The sequence below is a fragment of the Pseudomonas sp. MWU13-2862 genome, assembly GCF_023242495.1.
Lineage (GTDB): Bacteria > Pseudomonadota > Gammaproteobacteria > Pseudomonadales > Pseudomonadaceae > Aquipseudomonas > Aquipseudomonas gingeri_D.
Genome location: NZ_JALMEZ010000005.1, coordinates 189,836 through 205,264, shown reverse-complemented (window position 1 = coordinate 205,264; position 15,429 = coordinate 189,836). Strand labels below are relative to the sequence as shown.

The window sequence follows — 15,429 nt, the reverse complement described above, 5'->3', positions numbered from 1 at the left end:
CTCACTGGTGTACGCCGGGGGGGCTGTCGATTGAGGACGCCTTGGCCACCATCGGCACGGACGGCACGCGCCTCGCCGAAGAGCTGGCACGCATCGGCTATGCCGGCGACCTGCAACCGGGAGCCATCGTCCCCCACGAATACCTGGAACTGCATATCGAGCAGGGGCCGATCCTCGAGGCGGAAAACACCTTGATCGGCGTGGTGGAAAACCTCCAGGGAATCTCCTGGCAACAGGTGATCGTGCAAGGCAATGCCAACCACGCGGGCACCACCCCTACCCGCTTGCGTCATGACGCCGGCTACGTCGCCAGCGCGGTGGTGGCCGAACTGCGCAAGATCGCCATGGACTCGGACGACACCACCCTGGCCACCGTCGGCTGCATGAATTTCGAGCCGAATGTGATCAACGTCATACCGCGCAAGGCCAGCTTCACCGTGGACCTGCGTGATCCCGATGAAGCACGGCTGGCAGCCGCCGAACAACGACTTTCCCGGTTCCTTGCCAAAATTTCGGAGGCCGAGGGCGTGCATATCAGCACCACACAACTGGTGCGCTTCCAACCGGTGATATTCGACGCCGGCCTGGCCGACGAGATCGAAGCCAGCGCCCAAAGTTTCGGCTTCAGCCACAAGCGCATGACCTCGGGCGCGGGCCATGACGCACAGATGATTGCGAGAATTGCCCCGTCGGCGATGATCTTCGTACCCAGCCGTGGCGGCATCAGCCACAACCCGCGCGAGCACACCGATGACGATCAGTTGATCAAAGGTGCCGAGGTGCTCCTGGATGTGGTCAGCCATCGCCTGAACGTCCAGCTGTAGCACTCCCCGAAAACCACAGGCCACCGGCGTCTACGCGAAGCTGGTGGGTGAGTCCGCGGATTCGCTTCGGGCCCGCCAACAGGCGTGGTTGGCAAGCGCTTGAATGCCGTCGGCACTTGGCCGTTTCAGCTCAAACCGTCGCATCCGAAAGATGATTGGAAATAACGGTCCGATTTCTACCACTGGTCTTGGCGACATACAGTGCCTTGTCAGCGATATCGATCAAGTTCTCAGGCGTGTCCATTCTTGAGCCTGACAACGCACTGATGCCCACACTGATGGTGACGACTTTGGCCGGCGATTCATCATGTTGAATGGAACAACTCTCCACTTCAGTTCGAATTCTTTCGGCAATAATAAAGGCACCCACGTAGTCTGTATTCGAGAGGATGATAGCAAACTCCTCTCCTCCATAGCGGGCGGCCAGATCGCCTTCTCGAGTGATGTTTTTCTTGATAATGGTGCTCACCATCTTCAAACACTCATCGCCTTGAACATGACCGTAATGATCGTTGTATTTTTTAAACAGATCCACGTCGATCATGATCAGGGCAATGTCATCAGGCCTGCGTCTTGCCTTGTTGATCTCCGCACTGATAAACAAGTCAAACTTACGGCGATTCGGCAGGCCCGTCAGGCTATCCTCGAGCGCCAGTTGCCCGAGCGCCTTGTTGGCCTCGATATAATTTTTTTCAGAACGCTGCAAGTCCTTTTGCGCCTGAATCTGCTGGCTCATGAGTTTGATCAGCCGATAGCCAAGAACGCTGAGCACAATCAGCAATACCGATGAAATAAGAAAGCTGGCAAAGGATTCGTTACGCCAATCCGCCAGAACTTCACTTCTGTCAAAGGCCGCAATCACCACCAGGGGGTAGCCATTGACCCGCTGAAAGCTGATGACCCGCTCAACATGGTCAATAAATGACCTTATGGTAGCAGTGCCCGAGCTGATCTCAGGCCTCAGCAACGCAAAGACTTCCCCCGTTGAAATATCGGTGCCGATATCAGCGTCGTGAAAAGGTTTGCGTACGACGATATGCCCTGTGGAGGAAGTCAGATTGATCAGGCCATTGGCCCCCATGTCGATGCCGTCATAGAGACCGAGAAAGTATTTAAGATAGATCGTGGCTACTGTTACTCCGGCGAAACTGCCGTCCGGGTGATTGAGCCTCCGCGAGATGGTCATGACCCATTCATTTGTTGAGCGACTGCGTATGGAGGGGCCAATATAGGGCGCCGAGCTGGCATGATCGCGATGGTAGATAAAATAGTCGCGATCCGAATTGTTGACGCCCGGCGGAGTTGCGCCGTTTGAGTTGAATAACCAGCGCCCCTGCTCGTCATAAATAAAAAAACCATGGACTTGCGGCAGGCTTTTTTGTTGGTTTTTCAGTATCGCCCCCAGCCTTTCCAGGGTCTGCGCCCCGGTGCCCTCAACTTCCACTTGTCCCTGAATACCCAATATCACGGTGTCAACTTGAGTGAGCGTCGCCGCGATACTGGATGACAAGGCCTTGGAAAGGTTTGACATCTGGATTTCTTTGTCATGCAAGTGGTACTCCAAAGAATTGAACATCCCCCAGATGCTGATCGCGATCAATGAGATACAGACCGCTGCCACAAAAAGCACCACATGGCCGAGCTTGAGCTTGGCATTCGCCCATTCGGTCCTTAGAAACGAGGTCGCTTTTGTGATCATGAAACCCTTCCGTGTGGTTGAAATGATGTGATGTAGCTTATGCGATTTTCACCGACACCTCACATTTCTGGCCATGAGAGGCACTCACGATGCCAGCCCCCCTTCAGAATAGGCCCAAACCGTTGCGCCCGAAGGCGTTCAACTGCTCAACCGTGAAACGGCCCTTCCATGACGCTTCGTAGTGTTCAGGCGGAAAATCATCCGGCGACTCGCCGGCCTCGAACGCTCGGCAAACGTCCTTGGCATATTGGCGGTTTTTCGGGCACATCGGGGCTGCGGGCACATACATGACGTTACCCCAGCCCTCTTGATCCTCCACGGGCGCAACACTATGGATAACATCGCAGTGCCACCAAACTGAGTCCCCCGCCTGCACATCGGGGATGGGCGTCAGCCCCTGGACCAGCAGCGGATGCCACTGTTGCGAAACCGGCAGTACCTTGCCCGGCGCGACGCCACACAGCTCATCCTCCGGCACATCATCGAGCAAGGGACGTAGGAGCATGTAGGCCATGGCCTTGGGGATCGGCAAGGTATGCAATACACCTTGATCGGCGCGCATATCGGATAATGCGGTCCAGCCTTGAAAGGTCCTGAATGCGGAGCATTTCACCGTGTCTTTGTAGGCATACTCGTCTACCTCGGTACGATACGCTGCATCCCAAGGGTCGTAAGACTTGAAGTCATTGCGGTAGATTTTGTCGAAGACCTTCAAGTAGGCAGGATGCAGCCAGCGCTCCAACGCCCCCGAGTCGGTATGCGGCCCCAGCCCCCGGGAAGTGGTGCCGGGTGGACGACGGCGTACGCGATCCGGGTAAAGCGCGTTGATATCCGGGTTGAACCACTGCTGACCTTGGGAATGAATTTTCCACAGCCGGTTCAGAAATGACTGCGCGGTGCCCATGCGCGCATCCTGGCGCAGTTGCATCTGTGAAACCGACCAATAGATCGGAAAAATCTCCGGCCGCGAGGCCTCGAGGTTGCCAAAGAATTGATCGACCGGCCCGCGATAAATCCGGTCGAAGTCATTCTTGTCCAAGTACTCCAGAAGCCCCTTGTCCCATGCCAGGACCTGCTCTCTGGGGAAGTGATTTTTGATCACCAGACAGCCCCGGCGCCTGATTCCTGCAAGTTGCTCTTCGCTCACCTCACCCGCGGCGATGGCGTCAAATTCTAGGACTGGCCATCCGGAACCGGTCAGCGCCTCCTGCGCCTTGATCGAGGCGATCTCGGCCGTAATGAACCCACAGACTTCGGCAAACAAGGACTCCACATCGCCTATCTGCGCGCGCAAGGTCTTTTTCATTTTGACGATGCTGTCCTTGTAGTTGTCCGGGAGCGTCGCGCTTTCGAATGCTTGATACTGATTCATGAGACACCTGCGTCTTATTGTTCGTACAGGCATCAAAACATTGGGCGGTGCTTGGCGGCAGCCACATTTCAAGCGTTGAGCAATACGATTCTGGCTTCCTTCCTTGCGCCCATGGCGCCATTCGATTAACGGCCTGACAGGTCGCCATGGGCAGGCTTATTGGAAATGGTGCCCGTGCCGCTGCCGGAACTCCGAAGGGGTCATGCCCTTTTGCGCCTTGAACTGCCGGTTGAAAAGCGCTTGGGACGAGTACCCCACCCGCCCGGCAATGATCGAAACGGCCACGTTGCCTTGCATCAACAACGCACAGGCGTGTCCGACGCGCAACCGGACGATGTACTCCAACACCGTACACCGCGTGTGCCTCCTGAACATTCGATGAAAGGCTGAAACGCTGACGCAGGCCATCTCCGCCAACGCTGAAAGACTCAGCGCACTCGCATAGTGGTCGTGAATGTAATCAAGGGCCCGATGGATACGAGCATCTTCGGTGATTGCAGTGAAGGCCTGAGTGCTGCAGGCGGGGGCAATTTTCTCGGCATGCACATCCCGGGCGAGCCTGTTCAGCACCGTCAGCAGTGAGATCAGCCGTTGCGTAGCGTCCTGATCCACCATCGCTTCGATGATAGGGCGCAGTTCGCCAGAAGCGGCGTCACTGAAACGCAGGGCATTCCGAGCGGCTACCAACAAGGCGCGGACAGCCCCCATCTCCGGGCACAGTTTGACCAGAGCCTGCACCCAAGCCTCGGAGAACCAGATGACCAAGGCAATGTGCGGTCCGGTCGGATCAATAAGTTCGGCGGAGGACCAACTGTGTGGGACGTTAGGGCCGATCAGGACCAGATCGCCATCGTCGTACAGCGCCACATCATTACTGATATAGCGATGCCCTCGACTGTTCAACGTGAGGGTCAGCTCGTACTCAGGATGATGGTGCCACTCAAAGGGTATCGCCTGCGCAAGGCGCCTGTTCAGCAAGGTCCAGGAAGTATCCGCTGCGCTGGGTACCTTCTCGAAACTGGGCTTCATGAACCATTACTGCCTTAGAGGGAAGTGAGCACGCCACAATCGTATCATTGGGCGTCACCAGTCACACTTCCCGCAGGCGCTGCCTGCTTACGATGACCTGATAGGCGCCTGAACAATGGCGGGATAGTCGTCGACGCTGTCAGGCCAAGGCGTCAACACCTTGAAGCCGTCGTCGGTGACCGCCACCATATGTTCCCACTGGGCCGAGAGGGTCTGATCCTTGGTGACCACCGTCCAGCCATCGCTCAGGGTTTTCACATGGCGCTTGCCGGCATTGAGCATGGGTTCAATGGTGAAAATCATCCCGGCTTTCAGTGTCAGGCCCTGACCCGGATAGCCGTAATGCAGGACCTGTGGCTCATCGTGGTAGATCTTGCCGATACCATGGCCGCAGTACTCGCGCACCACACTGAAGCCGTCGCGCTCGGCAACGCTCTGAATCGCATGACCGATATCGCCCAGGGTCGCGCCGGGGCGGACCATGCGAATACCCGCGCACATGGCTTCATACGTGGTCTTGACCAGACGCCGAGCCTGCGGGCTGGGCTCACCGACGAAGTACATGCGGCTGGTGTCGCCGTACCAGCCATCCTTGACCACGGCGATATCGATATTGACGATATCGCCGTCCTTCAGCACCTTGGCCGAAGGAATGCCGTGGCAGACCACCTCGTTGACAGAGGCACACACGGTTTTCGGGAAGCCGTGGTAGCCGACATTACCGGGAATGGCCTTCTGCACATTGACGATGTAATCGTGGCAAAGCTGATCCAGCTCGTCGGTGGTAACACCCGCCTTGACGTGGGGCGTGATCATGGCCAGCACCTCGGCGGCCAGTTTGCCCGCCGCGCCGGACAGGGCTATTTCCGCCTGGGTATTGATCTTGACGTTGGTTTTCATTGCTGGGCTCCTGGTGCCGCATGGACCTGGGAGCCTTGGGAAAGATCGGCAAGCGCACACAGCTGCTTCAAATCGAGGCCGCCAGCCAGTTCGGCACGAATCAGCAAACGACTGATGTCGCGGTGATCCAGGTCGGGATACAGCTCCGCCAGCATGCCGATGCGCATCCAGTGCTCGGCCTGGGCATTGATCGAACGACTCAAGGCATCGCTGGCGACGCGCAGATGCTCATGCATACCCTCTGAAATTTTTACGATGCCCATCGACTTATCCAATATGAAATATATATGAATCGTATATTAGTCGATAACGGTGTGGGATCGCAATTTCATCGTGCGAGGTGACTATCGCGCAGCCCATGTGTCAGTACGATCGCCCGCTCCAGGGCGCTTCCACAGGTTCCGCGACAGATCGCAAGGGGGGTAGAAAACTGCCCCCCTGAATGGCTCTTAGAAACGTGCTTCGTCAAGATCGGCGATCAGCAGCGGCCCTGTCGGATGCCAACCCAGGCGTGCTTGTGTCTGGGCACTGGAAGCCGGCATATCCAGACTGACGAACATCTCCAGCCAGCCAAAGTGCGCCACGGCTTCCTGAGCCGTGATCGACACCACCGGTACATTCAGACCCCGGCCAATCGCCTCGGCTATTTCGCGACTGCTGACGCCTTCTTCGCCGACGGCGTGATAACGCGCCCCCGGCTCGCCTTTCTCCAGGGCCAGGCGGTATAGACGCGCGGCATCGAAGAGATGGCCCGCCGGCCAACGGTTACGGCCTTCACCCATGTACGCCGAGATGCCCTTTTCGCGCGCAACGGCAACAAGCGGTGTGATAAGGCCCTGCTTGAGTGTGTTGTGGACTTGGGGTAATCGCACCACCGACAGGTTGACGCCTGCTTCCAACAAAACATTTCCCGCCAGCTCGGACGCGACGCGTGGATTGGGATGGCTGGTATTGCAGACATCTTCGGTCGCCAGTACCCCATGTGCGGAGCTGCCCAACCCGGTCCCGGAGGTAATGACCAGGGGACGATTGGAACCCGCGAGTGCGGACCCCAGTGCCTCAATGGCACGCTTGTCCTTCTCGCAATTGGCGACAAACCTCGAGAAATCATGGTCGAAAGCCGTATGGATAACACCGTCGGCCTTCGCCGCACCGGCGCGTAGGCTCTCGGGGTCCTCCAAATCGCCGCGATGCACTTCAGCCCCTGCGTCGAGCAGTGCCTGTGCGCCCATCTCCGAACGGGCCATGCCAATGACCTCGTGCCCGGCCTTGAGCAGTTCACGAACAATCGCCGAACCGATAAAACCGGTCGCGCCCGTCAGAAATATTCGCATAGCAGAGTCTCCTGGGTGGTTTCCCATTCACTATCGGAGCATTCTTTATCCCGTTAAAGTAGTGACGTTATCCTATTAAGATGACTAACAGGACTTCTCATGCCAGCCAATACGGGCAGCTCTCTCGGGGATTTTCTAAGAAGCCGCCGGGCACGTCTCGACCCTGCCAGCCTGGGCTATACCGGACGCAGGCGAACACCTGGTCTGCGCCGTGAAGAGGTGGCCCAGCGGGCCAATATCAGCCCGACCTGGTACACCTGGTTGGAACAAGGGCGTGGCGGCGCGCCGTCTGCCGCCGTATTGAAGCGGATCTCCAGCGCCTTGATGCTCACGCAATCGGAGCACGAGCACCTTTACATGCTGGCGCTGGGTCGGCCACCGGAAGTCCACTACACGCCTGTGGAAGGCATCAACCCCAGGCTGCAGCGCGTGCTTGATTCCCTGCCGGCCAGCCCGGCCATCATCAAGAGTGCCACTTGGGACATCATTGCCTGGAACCGGGCCGCCGCTGTCGTGCTGACGGACTACAGCACGCTGCCGGTTGGACAACGCAATATCCTGCGGTTCCTGTTCTGCGATCCGGCGGTCCGCGCCAAACAGCATGATTGGGAGAGTGTGTCGCGTTTTGTGGTCGGTGCGTTCAGAGCGGATGTGGCACGCGCCGGGTTGGTATCCGAGGTCAGCGAACTGGTGGACGAGCTTTGCACCGTCAGCCCGGAATTCGCAGCGTTATGGCGCCATCATGAAGTGCACGGTTATGCAGAGGGAGAAAGCGTAAAGCGCTTGCTGCACCCTGAACTGGGGCGCATCGAGTTGGAGCACTCGGCGTTTTCCATCGACGGTCGGCCGGATCTGGGCATGATCGTCTATACCCCAATCGACGACACCACAGCGGAAAAAATCAAGGTCCTGGTCGACCGTGCCTGAGGAGGCAGCAGTCGATCCAGGCAGCCCGGTCAGCGGCTTACCCAATCACCTTCGCATACACCGGCCGGTCGACATTCCCACCGGTCAGAATGATCCCCACCTTCTTCCCCTCCATGGCCCCACGCTCCTGCATCAACGCCGCCAGCGCCGCCGCCCCTGCCCCTTCGGCCAGGTTGTGGGTGTCGCTGTAATACACGCGCATGGCCTCGCTGACCTCCTCGTCCGTCACCGATACGATCCTCGCCGTACCCGCCGCATAAACCGCAAAGGCTTCGGGGATCGGCTTGCGCACGGCCATACCGTCGGCCAGGGTATTGGCCGACGCGGTTTCCAGTATTTTTCCGGCTTCGAAGGATAACTTCGCGGCGTCCGCTTCAGTCGATACCACGCCCACCACCTGGGTCTTGAGGCCCAGCACATCGCGGGCGGCGATCACCCCACAAACTCCCGATCCGCAACCGATGGGCACATAAACGGTGTCCAGGTCCGGTACCGCCTTGAACAACTCCAGCGCGTAAGTGGAAACCCCCTTGATCAACTCGGGATGGTACGGCGGCACCAGGTAGAGGCCTTGCGCCTCAGCCAGGCGCGCGGCCTCCTCACGGGCCTCGTCGAAATCCCAGCCAAACTCGACGACCTCGCCACCAAAGCCGCGCATGGCGTTGTTTTTCTCCACGGAATTGCCCCGCGGCACCACGATCAACGCCCTCAAGCCCAGCGCCCGGGCCGCCAGGGCGATGCTCTGGCCGTGGTTGCCGCGGGTGGCGGTGACAACGCCTCGGGTGTCCGGGTGGGTACGTTTGAGCCAGTGCATGAAGGTAATGCCGCCGCGCACCTTGAAAGCCCCGGTGGGGGTGTGGTTTTCGTGCTTGACCCAAACCGTGCACCCCAAGCGTTCGGCCAGCAATGGCCAGGCATATTGGGCGGTGGCGGGCATCACCTGGTACACCTGGCGGGCAGCGTTTTCGATGTCGTCGCGAGTCAGTCCGTGCATGGCTATTCTCTCTGAGGTTTTGCCCAGTCTAGGCAGACGCACAAGCTGCTGGCTTTCAGAAAATTGACCTGACCTTCAGGCGTGCCCTTCAGTAAGATGGAGCCTATGAATCGCCGAAACAGCTTGCCGTCACCGCCCCTGCGCGAACCGGTCCGTCGGGCCGAGGCCGGGCCGTGGGCGATCGAATTGCTACCGGCGGCCAGCTACGAAACCCGCTATATCGCAACCCAGGCCGCCGTTGGTTTTGCCTTCGACAGCCAGCGAGGCCAGCACGCAATTGGCAGCGACCGGATCCGCCCATTTGTCGCCACGCCCAACGGCCTGGCGTTCATACCACCGGGGTGTGATGTGTTTTCCGAATCGCCCAAGGGCGGTGAGTACCTGCGACTGATTCGCACCGACGGCACGCCGCTGGCGGGGGACCATGCGTTCAACAATCGCATCGATCGGCAAGCCATTGCCCTCGCCCAGCGAATGCGCAGTGCGCTGTTACGGGCCTCGGTGGAGGACGACTGGGAGACCTGGGCACTGGCCCTGGTTCAACGAGCGGCGGGAGACGATCGGTTGCCGGAACCTCTGCGGGGTTCGATGACTACCCAGCGGTTGCGCCTGCTCGATGAGTTCATTGACGCCGGGCTCGACGGGGCGTTGAGTGTGCAGGCAATGTCGGCGGTGCTGGGGTTATCCGAAGGCTACTTCATACGGGCGTTCAAGGACGCCACGGGCAAGAGCCCCCACAGCTACCTGATCGATCGACGCCTGGTCCGCGCCCGGGACCTGTTGCGCAACCCGGCAGAGCGCCTGGCGGACATCGCCCAGGCCTGCGGTTTTGCCTCCCAGGCCCATATGGCCACGGCGTTCAGGCAGCGTTTGGGCGTCAGTCCGCGAGACATGCGTGGGTGATCGGCTATCCGCGCGCTGGAAGGGACTGGTACAACTGTTGGACCGCCTCTTGTCCGTAGCGCCGCTCCAGCTTTCTGATAATGAAATGCCCGTGCGCCATGTCCTGGAAGTGGTTGATAAAGGCCAGGTTGATCAGCGCGCCGCCCACCGCGCCGATCGCCGGTATGGCCTGTGCGGCGGCCTTCTCCCCCACGTGGATGCTGAAGCGTTCGGCGATGGTGGCGATCAGCTTGAGTATCGAGCCATCCGACAGGGACTTCGCCAACGCGGCCCGCACGGTGTAATAACCGGTTTCCGAATCATCGTCCTTGGTTGATCGACCGCCGAGTGCAAAGACCGCCAGGCAAGCCTGTTTCGCTTCGTCGGTATCAATGCGCTCGTCATGGCTCCTGGCGATATCGGCAATGGAGCGCAGCATGATTGAAGTTGAGAGCGGCAACTCGACACTGAGCCCGGCAAAACCGAAAAAGCCGCCGACGCCCCCGCTGACAGCGATGCCGGTCTTGTGCCAGAGATTGGAAGGTCCCTCGCCCGGCCTATCCTTCATGGTAAACACCGCGGCATCGAGGGCCTTCACCAGTGCTGATTGAGTGATGCCGGCAATTCTTTTGGTGATGCTTTTGGGTAACTGCGCCAGTGCGACCTCGATGGGCATGCCGATAATATTCGTCAGCTTGGCGACGAAGCCGGGGTTCTCCAGCAGGTTCTTTGCACATTGCAGCTCATTTCGATCGTCTTCCGAGAAGCTCATCAATCCGTACTCGATACTGGGTTGGCAGGACAGCTACAGGACAAAAAGCTCCAGTGCATCCTTGTGGCAACGTGAGTATCAAAGTGCGGCCACCGTATGGAAAAGGCAAGTCATGATGCCATTTGCTGTTCTTCCTCTCGAATCTCGGCACTCATGTCATCACAGCAGTTGGACCAATCCGTCAGCCATCCAGGCATATCGGCCGGCTGCTCGGTCAGCCCCATCTCGCGGACGAACTCACCTGGAGCCACCGTGCCCCGGGCGGAGCGAAACAGACCGCGCATCACCACGGTACCGACCACCCGGCCCTTGCTCACGAAGCGGTGCTCCATAAAGCTCCACTTGTGGTCCCAGCCGAGAATCCTGCTGTGAATTTCAAAGGCTTCGAACAGCCGTAACTCGCGACGGAATTTGCCCCAGGTATCCCCCACGATCGGCACTGCCCGGTGACGCAAGGCGGCGCGATAGGCGCCACTGCGCAACACGAAGTCCATGCGCCCCACATCGGCCAGGTTGAAATACCGACCATTGGTGACATGCCGGTTGAGATCGAGATCAGACGGCCAGACACGCAGGCGGATGACGGTGGTGGCCAAGCCGTCAACGGGCTTGCGCCAAGGGCGACGGAACAACATGAGCAGAAGTCTGAACCACAGATTCATGAATACACCGATGTGAGGGAAAGAGCGGCGTACTTTACGGGGAGCCCGCTGGGTTACAGTAGGTGCATAAATGACTTATTTCATGCGAAAAGCGCAACTGGACCTTCATGCACATCACCCTGCTCCTGGTTGATCAATGCTCCGCCGCAAGCGCCACCCTGGCCCTTGAAGTGCTGAGTGCCGCCAACTTGTTCGCCGACAGCGCCAGCCCACCGTTCGAGGTGGTCTGTGCTTCGCTGACAGGTGCTGATGTCGCGGCATGGGGCGGGCAGAAGCTGCGGGTGGACCGGTCGATCGAGGCGATAGCCCATACCGATCTGGTACTGATCCCCGGTTTTCTTTTCACTCTGAAAGACGCCCTGCCGACCTTCGCCGATCATGGCCCATGGCTACGGCAGCAGCATGCGCAAGGGGCGGTGCTGGCGTCCATGTGCACGGCCGCCTTCATGCTGGCCGAGGCAGGGCTGCTGGACGGCATCCGGGGCACGACCCATTGGGCCTTTGCCGACCTCTTCCGTCGCCGTTACGCCAAGGTGCGCCTGGATGAAGCGCAGATGCTTTACGAGGACAATCGCTTGATCACCAGCGGCGGTGCGAGCGCCGCCATGGACCTTCTGCTGTTTCTGGTCCGGCGTTTCGCGTCGCTCGATCTGGCCCGCAAGTGCAGCAAGTATTTGCTGGTCGACAAGATACGAACCCAGCAGTCGACCTATGCCACGTGGACACCGCCAAAACTTCACGGGGATGCTGAGATACTGCGGGTTCAGAATTGGCTGGACGCGCATTTCCAGCAGCCGGTGCTGATTGACGACATCGCTCAACAATTCGCGTTTGGTGTCAGGAATTTCAAAAGGCGCTTCAAGGACGCCACGGGCTACCCGCCACTGCTCTATCTACAGACACTACGGTTGGAACGGGCAAAGCAGTTGCTCGAGTCGACTCGAATGAGCGTGGGCAGCATTACCAACGCCGTGGGTTACGAAGACAGCAACTCCTTTCGCCGGCTCTTCCAGCAGCGAGTCGGTTTGTTACCGGCCGCCTACCGGAAGCAATTTCAACCCGTTACGAACCACGCCTTCATGGAATGAGGGATCCAGGGGCCTGCTAGAAGACCGCTGAAGCGCGGCACAAACTGAGCATTGGTGTACAAAAAAGCATTGATTACTCAAGTGAGGCTGATAATACTCGGCAAGCGAAGACCCACGCCCAAGAGCATTCAAGCAAGGAGGCGCGAACCAATGCAGAGATTCAGTGTTCGCACGCTAGAAGAAACGGATATTGAAGCCTTGCTGAGATTCGAAACCCATAACCGTGAATGGTTCGAATCTCAAATTGACGCCCGTGCCCCTTCCTTCTACTCACGGCAAGGGGTTACCGATCATATTGAGCGCTATTTGTCCGACTTTGCTCTCGGTGCCTGGCATCCCTTTGTTATCGAAGAAGCCAGTGAGGGAATAGTCGGTCGAGCCAACTTGAAAAACATCAACTCACCAGAGGGTTGTGCAGAAGTCGGGTATCGGATTGATCAACGCTTTTGCGGGCAGGGACTCGCCACCCTGGCACTGCAGCATCTTATCCAGGAGGCACGGACGCACTGGAACCTTACGCAACTGCTGGCCATTGTCTACAAGAACAATATTGGCTCACAAAAAGTACTGAGCCGGTGCGGGTTTCTGCTTGAACATGAACTCGGTATGGACAAGACGAAGGATGAATATCTATTCATCCTTTCGCTCTAGAGACTGGCCGCAAAAAACAAAAAAGCACCTGAGGTGCTTTTTTGTCAGCACTATTTCAGCTGGATAACGCCGTCACCCTGGCCCGCGCCGCGTGCAGCTTTTTGTAGCTGTCGATCAGGCGCAGGTGCCGATCAAGCCCCTCCAGCTTCATGCTGGTAGGCGTCAAGCCGAAGAAGCGTACGCTACCCTCGACCGAACCGATCACGGCGTCCATCCGCGGGTTGCCAAACATCCGGCGGAAATTGACCTCGTAATCGCTCAATTCCAGCTCGTTGTCCATCTGCACCTCCAGCACCACATTCAAGGCCTGGTAGAACAACCCGCGCTCGACCGTGTTGTCGTTGAACTGCAGGAAGGTTTCCACCAGCTCTTTCGCCTCGTCAAATTGCTTCAAAGCGAGATAGATCAGCAGCTTCAACTCCAGGATCGTCAACTGACCCCAAGCCGTATTGTCGTCAAACTCGATGCCGATCAAGGTGGTGATATCGGTGTAGTCGTCCAGCTCGCTTTCTTCCAGACGCTTGACCAGGGCTTTGAGGTCGGCATCGTCGAGGCTGTGCAGATTCAGGATATCGGCGCGGAAGAACAGCGCCTTGTTGGTGTTATCCCAGATCAGATCGTCCACCGGATAAATTTCCGAGTAATTCGGTACCAGAATGCGGCAGGCCGTTGCACCGATATGCTCATACACGGCCATGTAGACCTCTTTGCCCAGGTCTTCAAGAATACCGAACAAGGTCGCGGCTTCCTCGGCATTGGAGTTTTCACCCTGGCCGGAGAAATCCCATTCAACAAATTCGAAATCCGACTTGGCACTGAAGAAACGCCACGACACCACACCGCTGGAGTCGATAAAGTGTTCCACAAAGTTGTTCGGCTCCATCACCGCGTGACTTTCAAAGGTCGGCTGGGGCAGATCGTTCAGACCTTCAAAACTGCGACCCTGCAACAGTTCCGTAAGACTGCGCTCCAGCGCCACCTCAAAGCTTGGGTGCGCCCCGAACGAAGCAAACACACCGCCAGTACGCGGGTTCATCAGGGTGACGCACATCACCGGGAATTCCCCGCCCAGCGACGCATCCTTCACCAGCACCGGAAAGCCCTGCTCTTCCAGACCCTGGATACCGGCCAGGATACCGGGGTATTTCGCCAGGACTTCCTGTGGCACATCCGGCAGTGCGATTTCACCTTCGAGGATTTCGCGTTTTACCGCGCGCTCGAAGATTTCCGACAGGCACTGAACCTGCGCTTCGGCCAGCGTATTACCGGCGCTCATGCCATTGCTGAGGAACAGGTTCTCGATCAGGTTCGACGGGAAATACACCACCTCGCCATCCGACTGACGCACATACGGCAACGAGCAGATACCACGCTCTTCATTGCCGGAGTTGGTATCGATCAGGTGCGAGCCACGCAACTCGCCATCGGGGTTGTAGATCGCCAGGCAATGCTCGTCGAGAATTTCAGCCGGCAGCTCATCCTTGCGGCCAGGCTTGAACCAGCGTTCGTTCGGGTAATGCACAAACGCCGCATTGGCGATGTCTTCGCCCCAGAACTGATCGTTGTAGAAGAAATTGCAATTCAGTCGCTCGATAAACTCGCCCAACGCCGAGGCCAATGCGCCTTCCTTGGTCGAGCCCTTGCCATTGGTAAAACACATCGGCGAATGCGCATCGCGGATGTGCAGCGACCACACATTGGGAACAATATTGCGCCACGAAGCGATTTCAATCTTCATGCCCAGGCCGGCCAGAATGCCCGACATATTGGCGATGGTTTGTTCCAGCGGCAGATCCTTGCCGGCAATATAGGTCGCGGCGTCCGAAACCGGGCCGAGCATCAGCAATGCCTGGGCATCGGCATCCAGGTTCTCCACTTCCTCGATCACAAACTCAGGCCCGGTTTGCACGACCTTCTTTACCGTGCAACGGTCGATGGAACGCAAAATGCCCTGGCGGTCCTTGGCGGAGATATCCGCCGGCAACTCGACCTGAATCTTGAAAATCTGGTTGTAGCGGTTTTCCGGATCAACAATATTGTTCTGCGAAAGACGGATATTGTCGGTGGGAATATTGCGGGTTTCGCAGTACAACTTCACAAAGTAAGCCGCACACAACGCCGACGAAGCCAGAAAATAATCGAACGGGCCGGGGGCCGACCCATCGCCCTTATAGCGAATAGGTTGATCGGCCACCACCGTGAAGTCATCGAATTTGGCTTCAAGCCGAAGGTTGTCGAGAAAATTGACCTTGATTTCCATGCGGGATTACCAAAATAACGAGACAAATAATTGGC

14 protein-coding genes and 1 pseudogene are annotated in these 15,429 nt (G+C 58.0%); 5 read left to right on the top strand and 10 right to left on the bottom strand.

Going from position 1 to position 15,429, the window contains the following annotated elements; translation table 11 throughout:
• Positions 1-17 precede the first annotated feature (17 nt).
• Positions 18-824, top strand: a pseudogene (locus tag M5C56_RS11230) (hydantoinase/carbamoylase family amidase); the annotation flags it as partial.
• 130 nt (positions 825-954) lie between these two features.
• Here the strand turns inward: M5C56_RS11230 and M5C56_RS11225 are convergent.
• From M5C56_RS11225 to M5C56_RS11200, 6 genes are all read right to left on the bottom strand, one after another.
• Complete coding sequence (locus tag M5C56_RS11225) at positions 955-2,523, bottom strand: sensor domain-containing diguanylate cyclase (protein ID WP_103494408.1); 1,569 nt, start codon at positions 2,521-2,523, stop codon at positions 955-957.
• A gap of 103 nt (positions 2,524-2,626) precedes the next feature.
• Entirely contained in the window at positions 2,627-3,895 is a 1,269-nt protein-coding gene (locus tag M5C56_RS11220) for a DUF1479 domain-containing protein (RefSeq protein WP_103494409.1), read from the bottom strand.
• A gap of 156 nt (positions 3,896-4,051) precedes the next feature.
• Positions 4,052-4,924, bottom strand: coding sequence for an AraC family transcriptional regulator (locus M5C56_RS11215; protein WP_103494410.1), 873 nt, complete (start codon positions 4,922-4,924; stop codon positions 4,052-4,054).
• A gap of 87 nt (positions 4,925-5,011) precedes the next feature.
• A complete protein-coding gene (gene map / locus M5C56_RS11210; RefSeq protein ID WP_103494411.1) occupies positions 5,012-5,824 on the bottom strand; it encodes a type I methionyl aminopeptidase in 813 nt (270 codons plus the stop codon).
• Positions 5,821-6,087 (bottom strand): ParD-like family protein, encoded by a 267-nt coding sequence (locus M5C56_RS11205; RefSeq protein WP_103494412.1) that lies wholly within the window; start codon positions 6,085-6,087, stop codon positions 5,821-5,823. Before M5C56_RS11205 ends, map begins: the two co-directional genes overlap by 4 nt.
• Before the next feature lie 186 nt (positions 6,088-6,273).
• Positions 6,274-7,158, bottom strand: a complete 885-nt coding sequence (locus M5C56_RS11200) for an SDR family oxidoreductase (RefSeq protein WP_103494413.1) — start codon at positions 7,156-7,158, stop codon at positions 6,274-6,276.
• 99 nt (positions 7,159-7,257) lie between these two features.
• Between M5C56_RS11200 and M5C56_RS11195 the strand changes: the two genes are divergently transcribed.
• Positions 7,258-8,085, top strand: a complete 828-nt coding sequence (locus tag M5C56_RS11195) for a helix-turn-helix transcriptional regulator (RefSeq protein ID WP_247263132.1) — start codon at positions 7,258-7,260, stop codon at positions 8,083-8,085.
• Positions 8,086-8,122: 37 nt separating this feature from the next.
• On the opposite strand, the gene M5C56_RS11190 is transcribed toward M5C56_RS11195, so the two are convergent.
• Positions 8,123-9,079: a threonine dehydratase gene (locus M5C56_RS11190; protein ID WP_103499657.1), complete on the bottom strand. Its 957-nt coding sequence runs from the start codon at positions 9,077-9,079 to the stop codon at positions 8,123-8,125.
• A 105-nt stretch (positions 9,080-9,184) separates the two neighbouring features.
• On the opposite strand from M5C56_RS11190, the gene M5C56_RS11185 reads away from it, so the two are divergent.
• Positions 9,185-9,982 carry an AraC family transcriptional regulator gene (locus M5C56_RS11185; RefSeq protein WP_103499656.1) on the top strand — a complete coding sequence of 266 codons (798 nt, stop codon included), beginning with the start codon at positions 9,185-9,187 and terminating at the stop codon, positions 9,980-9,982.
• Between the two features lie 4 nt (positions 9,983-9,986).
• Here M5C56_RS11185 and M5C56_RS11180 read toward each other — a convergent pair whose 3' ends face one another.
• Positions 9,987-10,733 carry an EcsC family protein gene (locus M5C56_RS11180; RefSeq protein WP_103499655.1) on the bottom strand — a complete coding sequence of 249 codons (747 nt, stop codon included), beginning with the start codon at positions 10,731-10,733 and terminating at the stop codon, positions 9,987-9,989.
• 110 nt (positions 10,734-10,843) lie between these two features.
• Positions 10,844-11,395: an acyl-CoA thioesterase gene (locus M5C56_RS11175; RefSeq protein ID WP_103499654.1), complete on the bottom strand. Its 552-nt coding sequence runs from the start codon at positions 11,393-11,395 to the stop codon at positions 10,844-10,846.
• A gap of 107 nt (positions 11,396-11,502) precedes the next feature.
• Here M5C56_RS11175 and M5C56_RS11170 point away from each other — a divergent pair, with 107 nt between their 5' ends.
• Both M5C56_RS11170 and M5C56_RS11165 read left to right on the top strand, forming a co-directional pair.
• Entirely contained in the window at positions 11,503-12,483 is a 981-nt protein-coding gene (locus M5C56_RS11170) for a helix-turn-helix domain-containing protein (RefSeq protein ID WP_103499653.1), read from the top strand.
• Positions 12,484-12,633: 150 nt separating this feature from the next.
• Entirely contained in the window at positions 12,634-13,134 is a 501-nt protein-coding gene (locus M5C56_RS11165) for a GNAT family N-acetyltransferase (protein ID WP_103499652.1), read from the top strand.
• A gap of 55 nt (positions 13,135-13,189) precedes the next feature.
• Here M5C56_RS11165 and M5C56_RS11160 read toward each other — a convergent pair whose 3' ends face one another.
• The gene (locus M5C56_RS11160; protein ID WP_103499651.1) at positions 13,190-15,394 is read right to left on the bottom strand and encodes an OsmC domain/YcaO domain-containing protein; all 2,205 of its coding nucleotides are present in this window, start codon (positions 15,392-15,394) and stop codon (positions 13,190-13,192) included.
• Positions 15,395-15,429 lie beyond the last annotated feature (35 nt).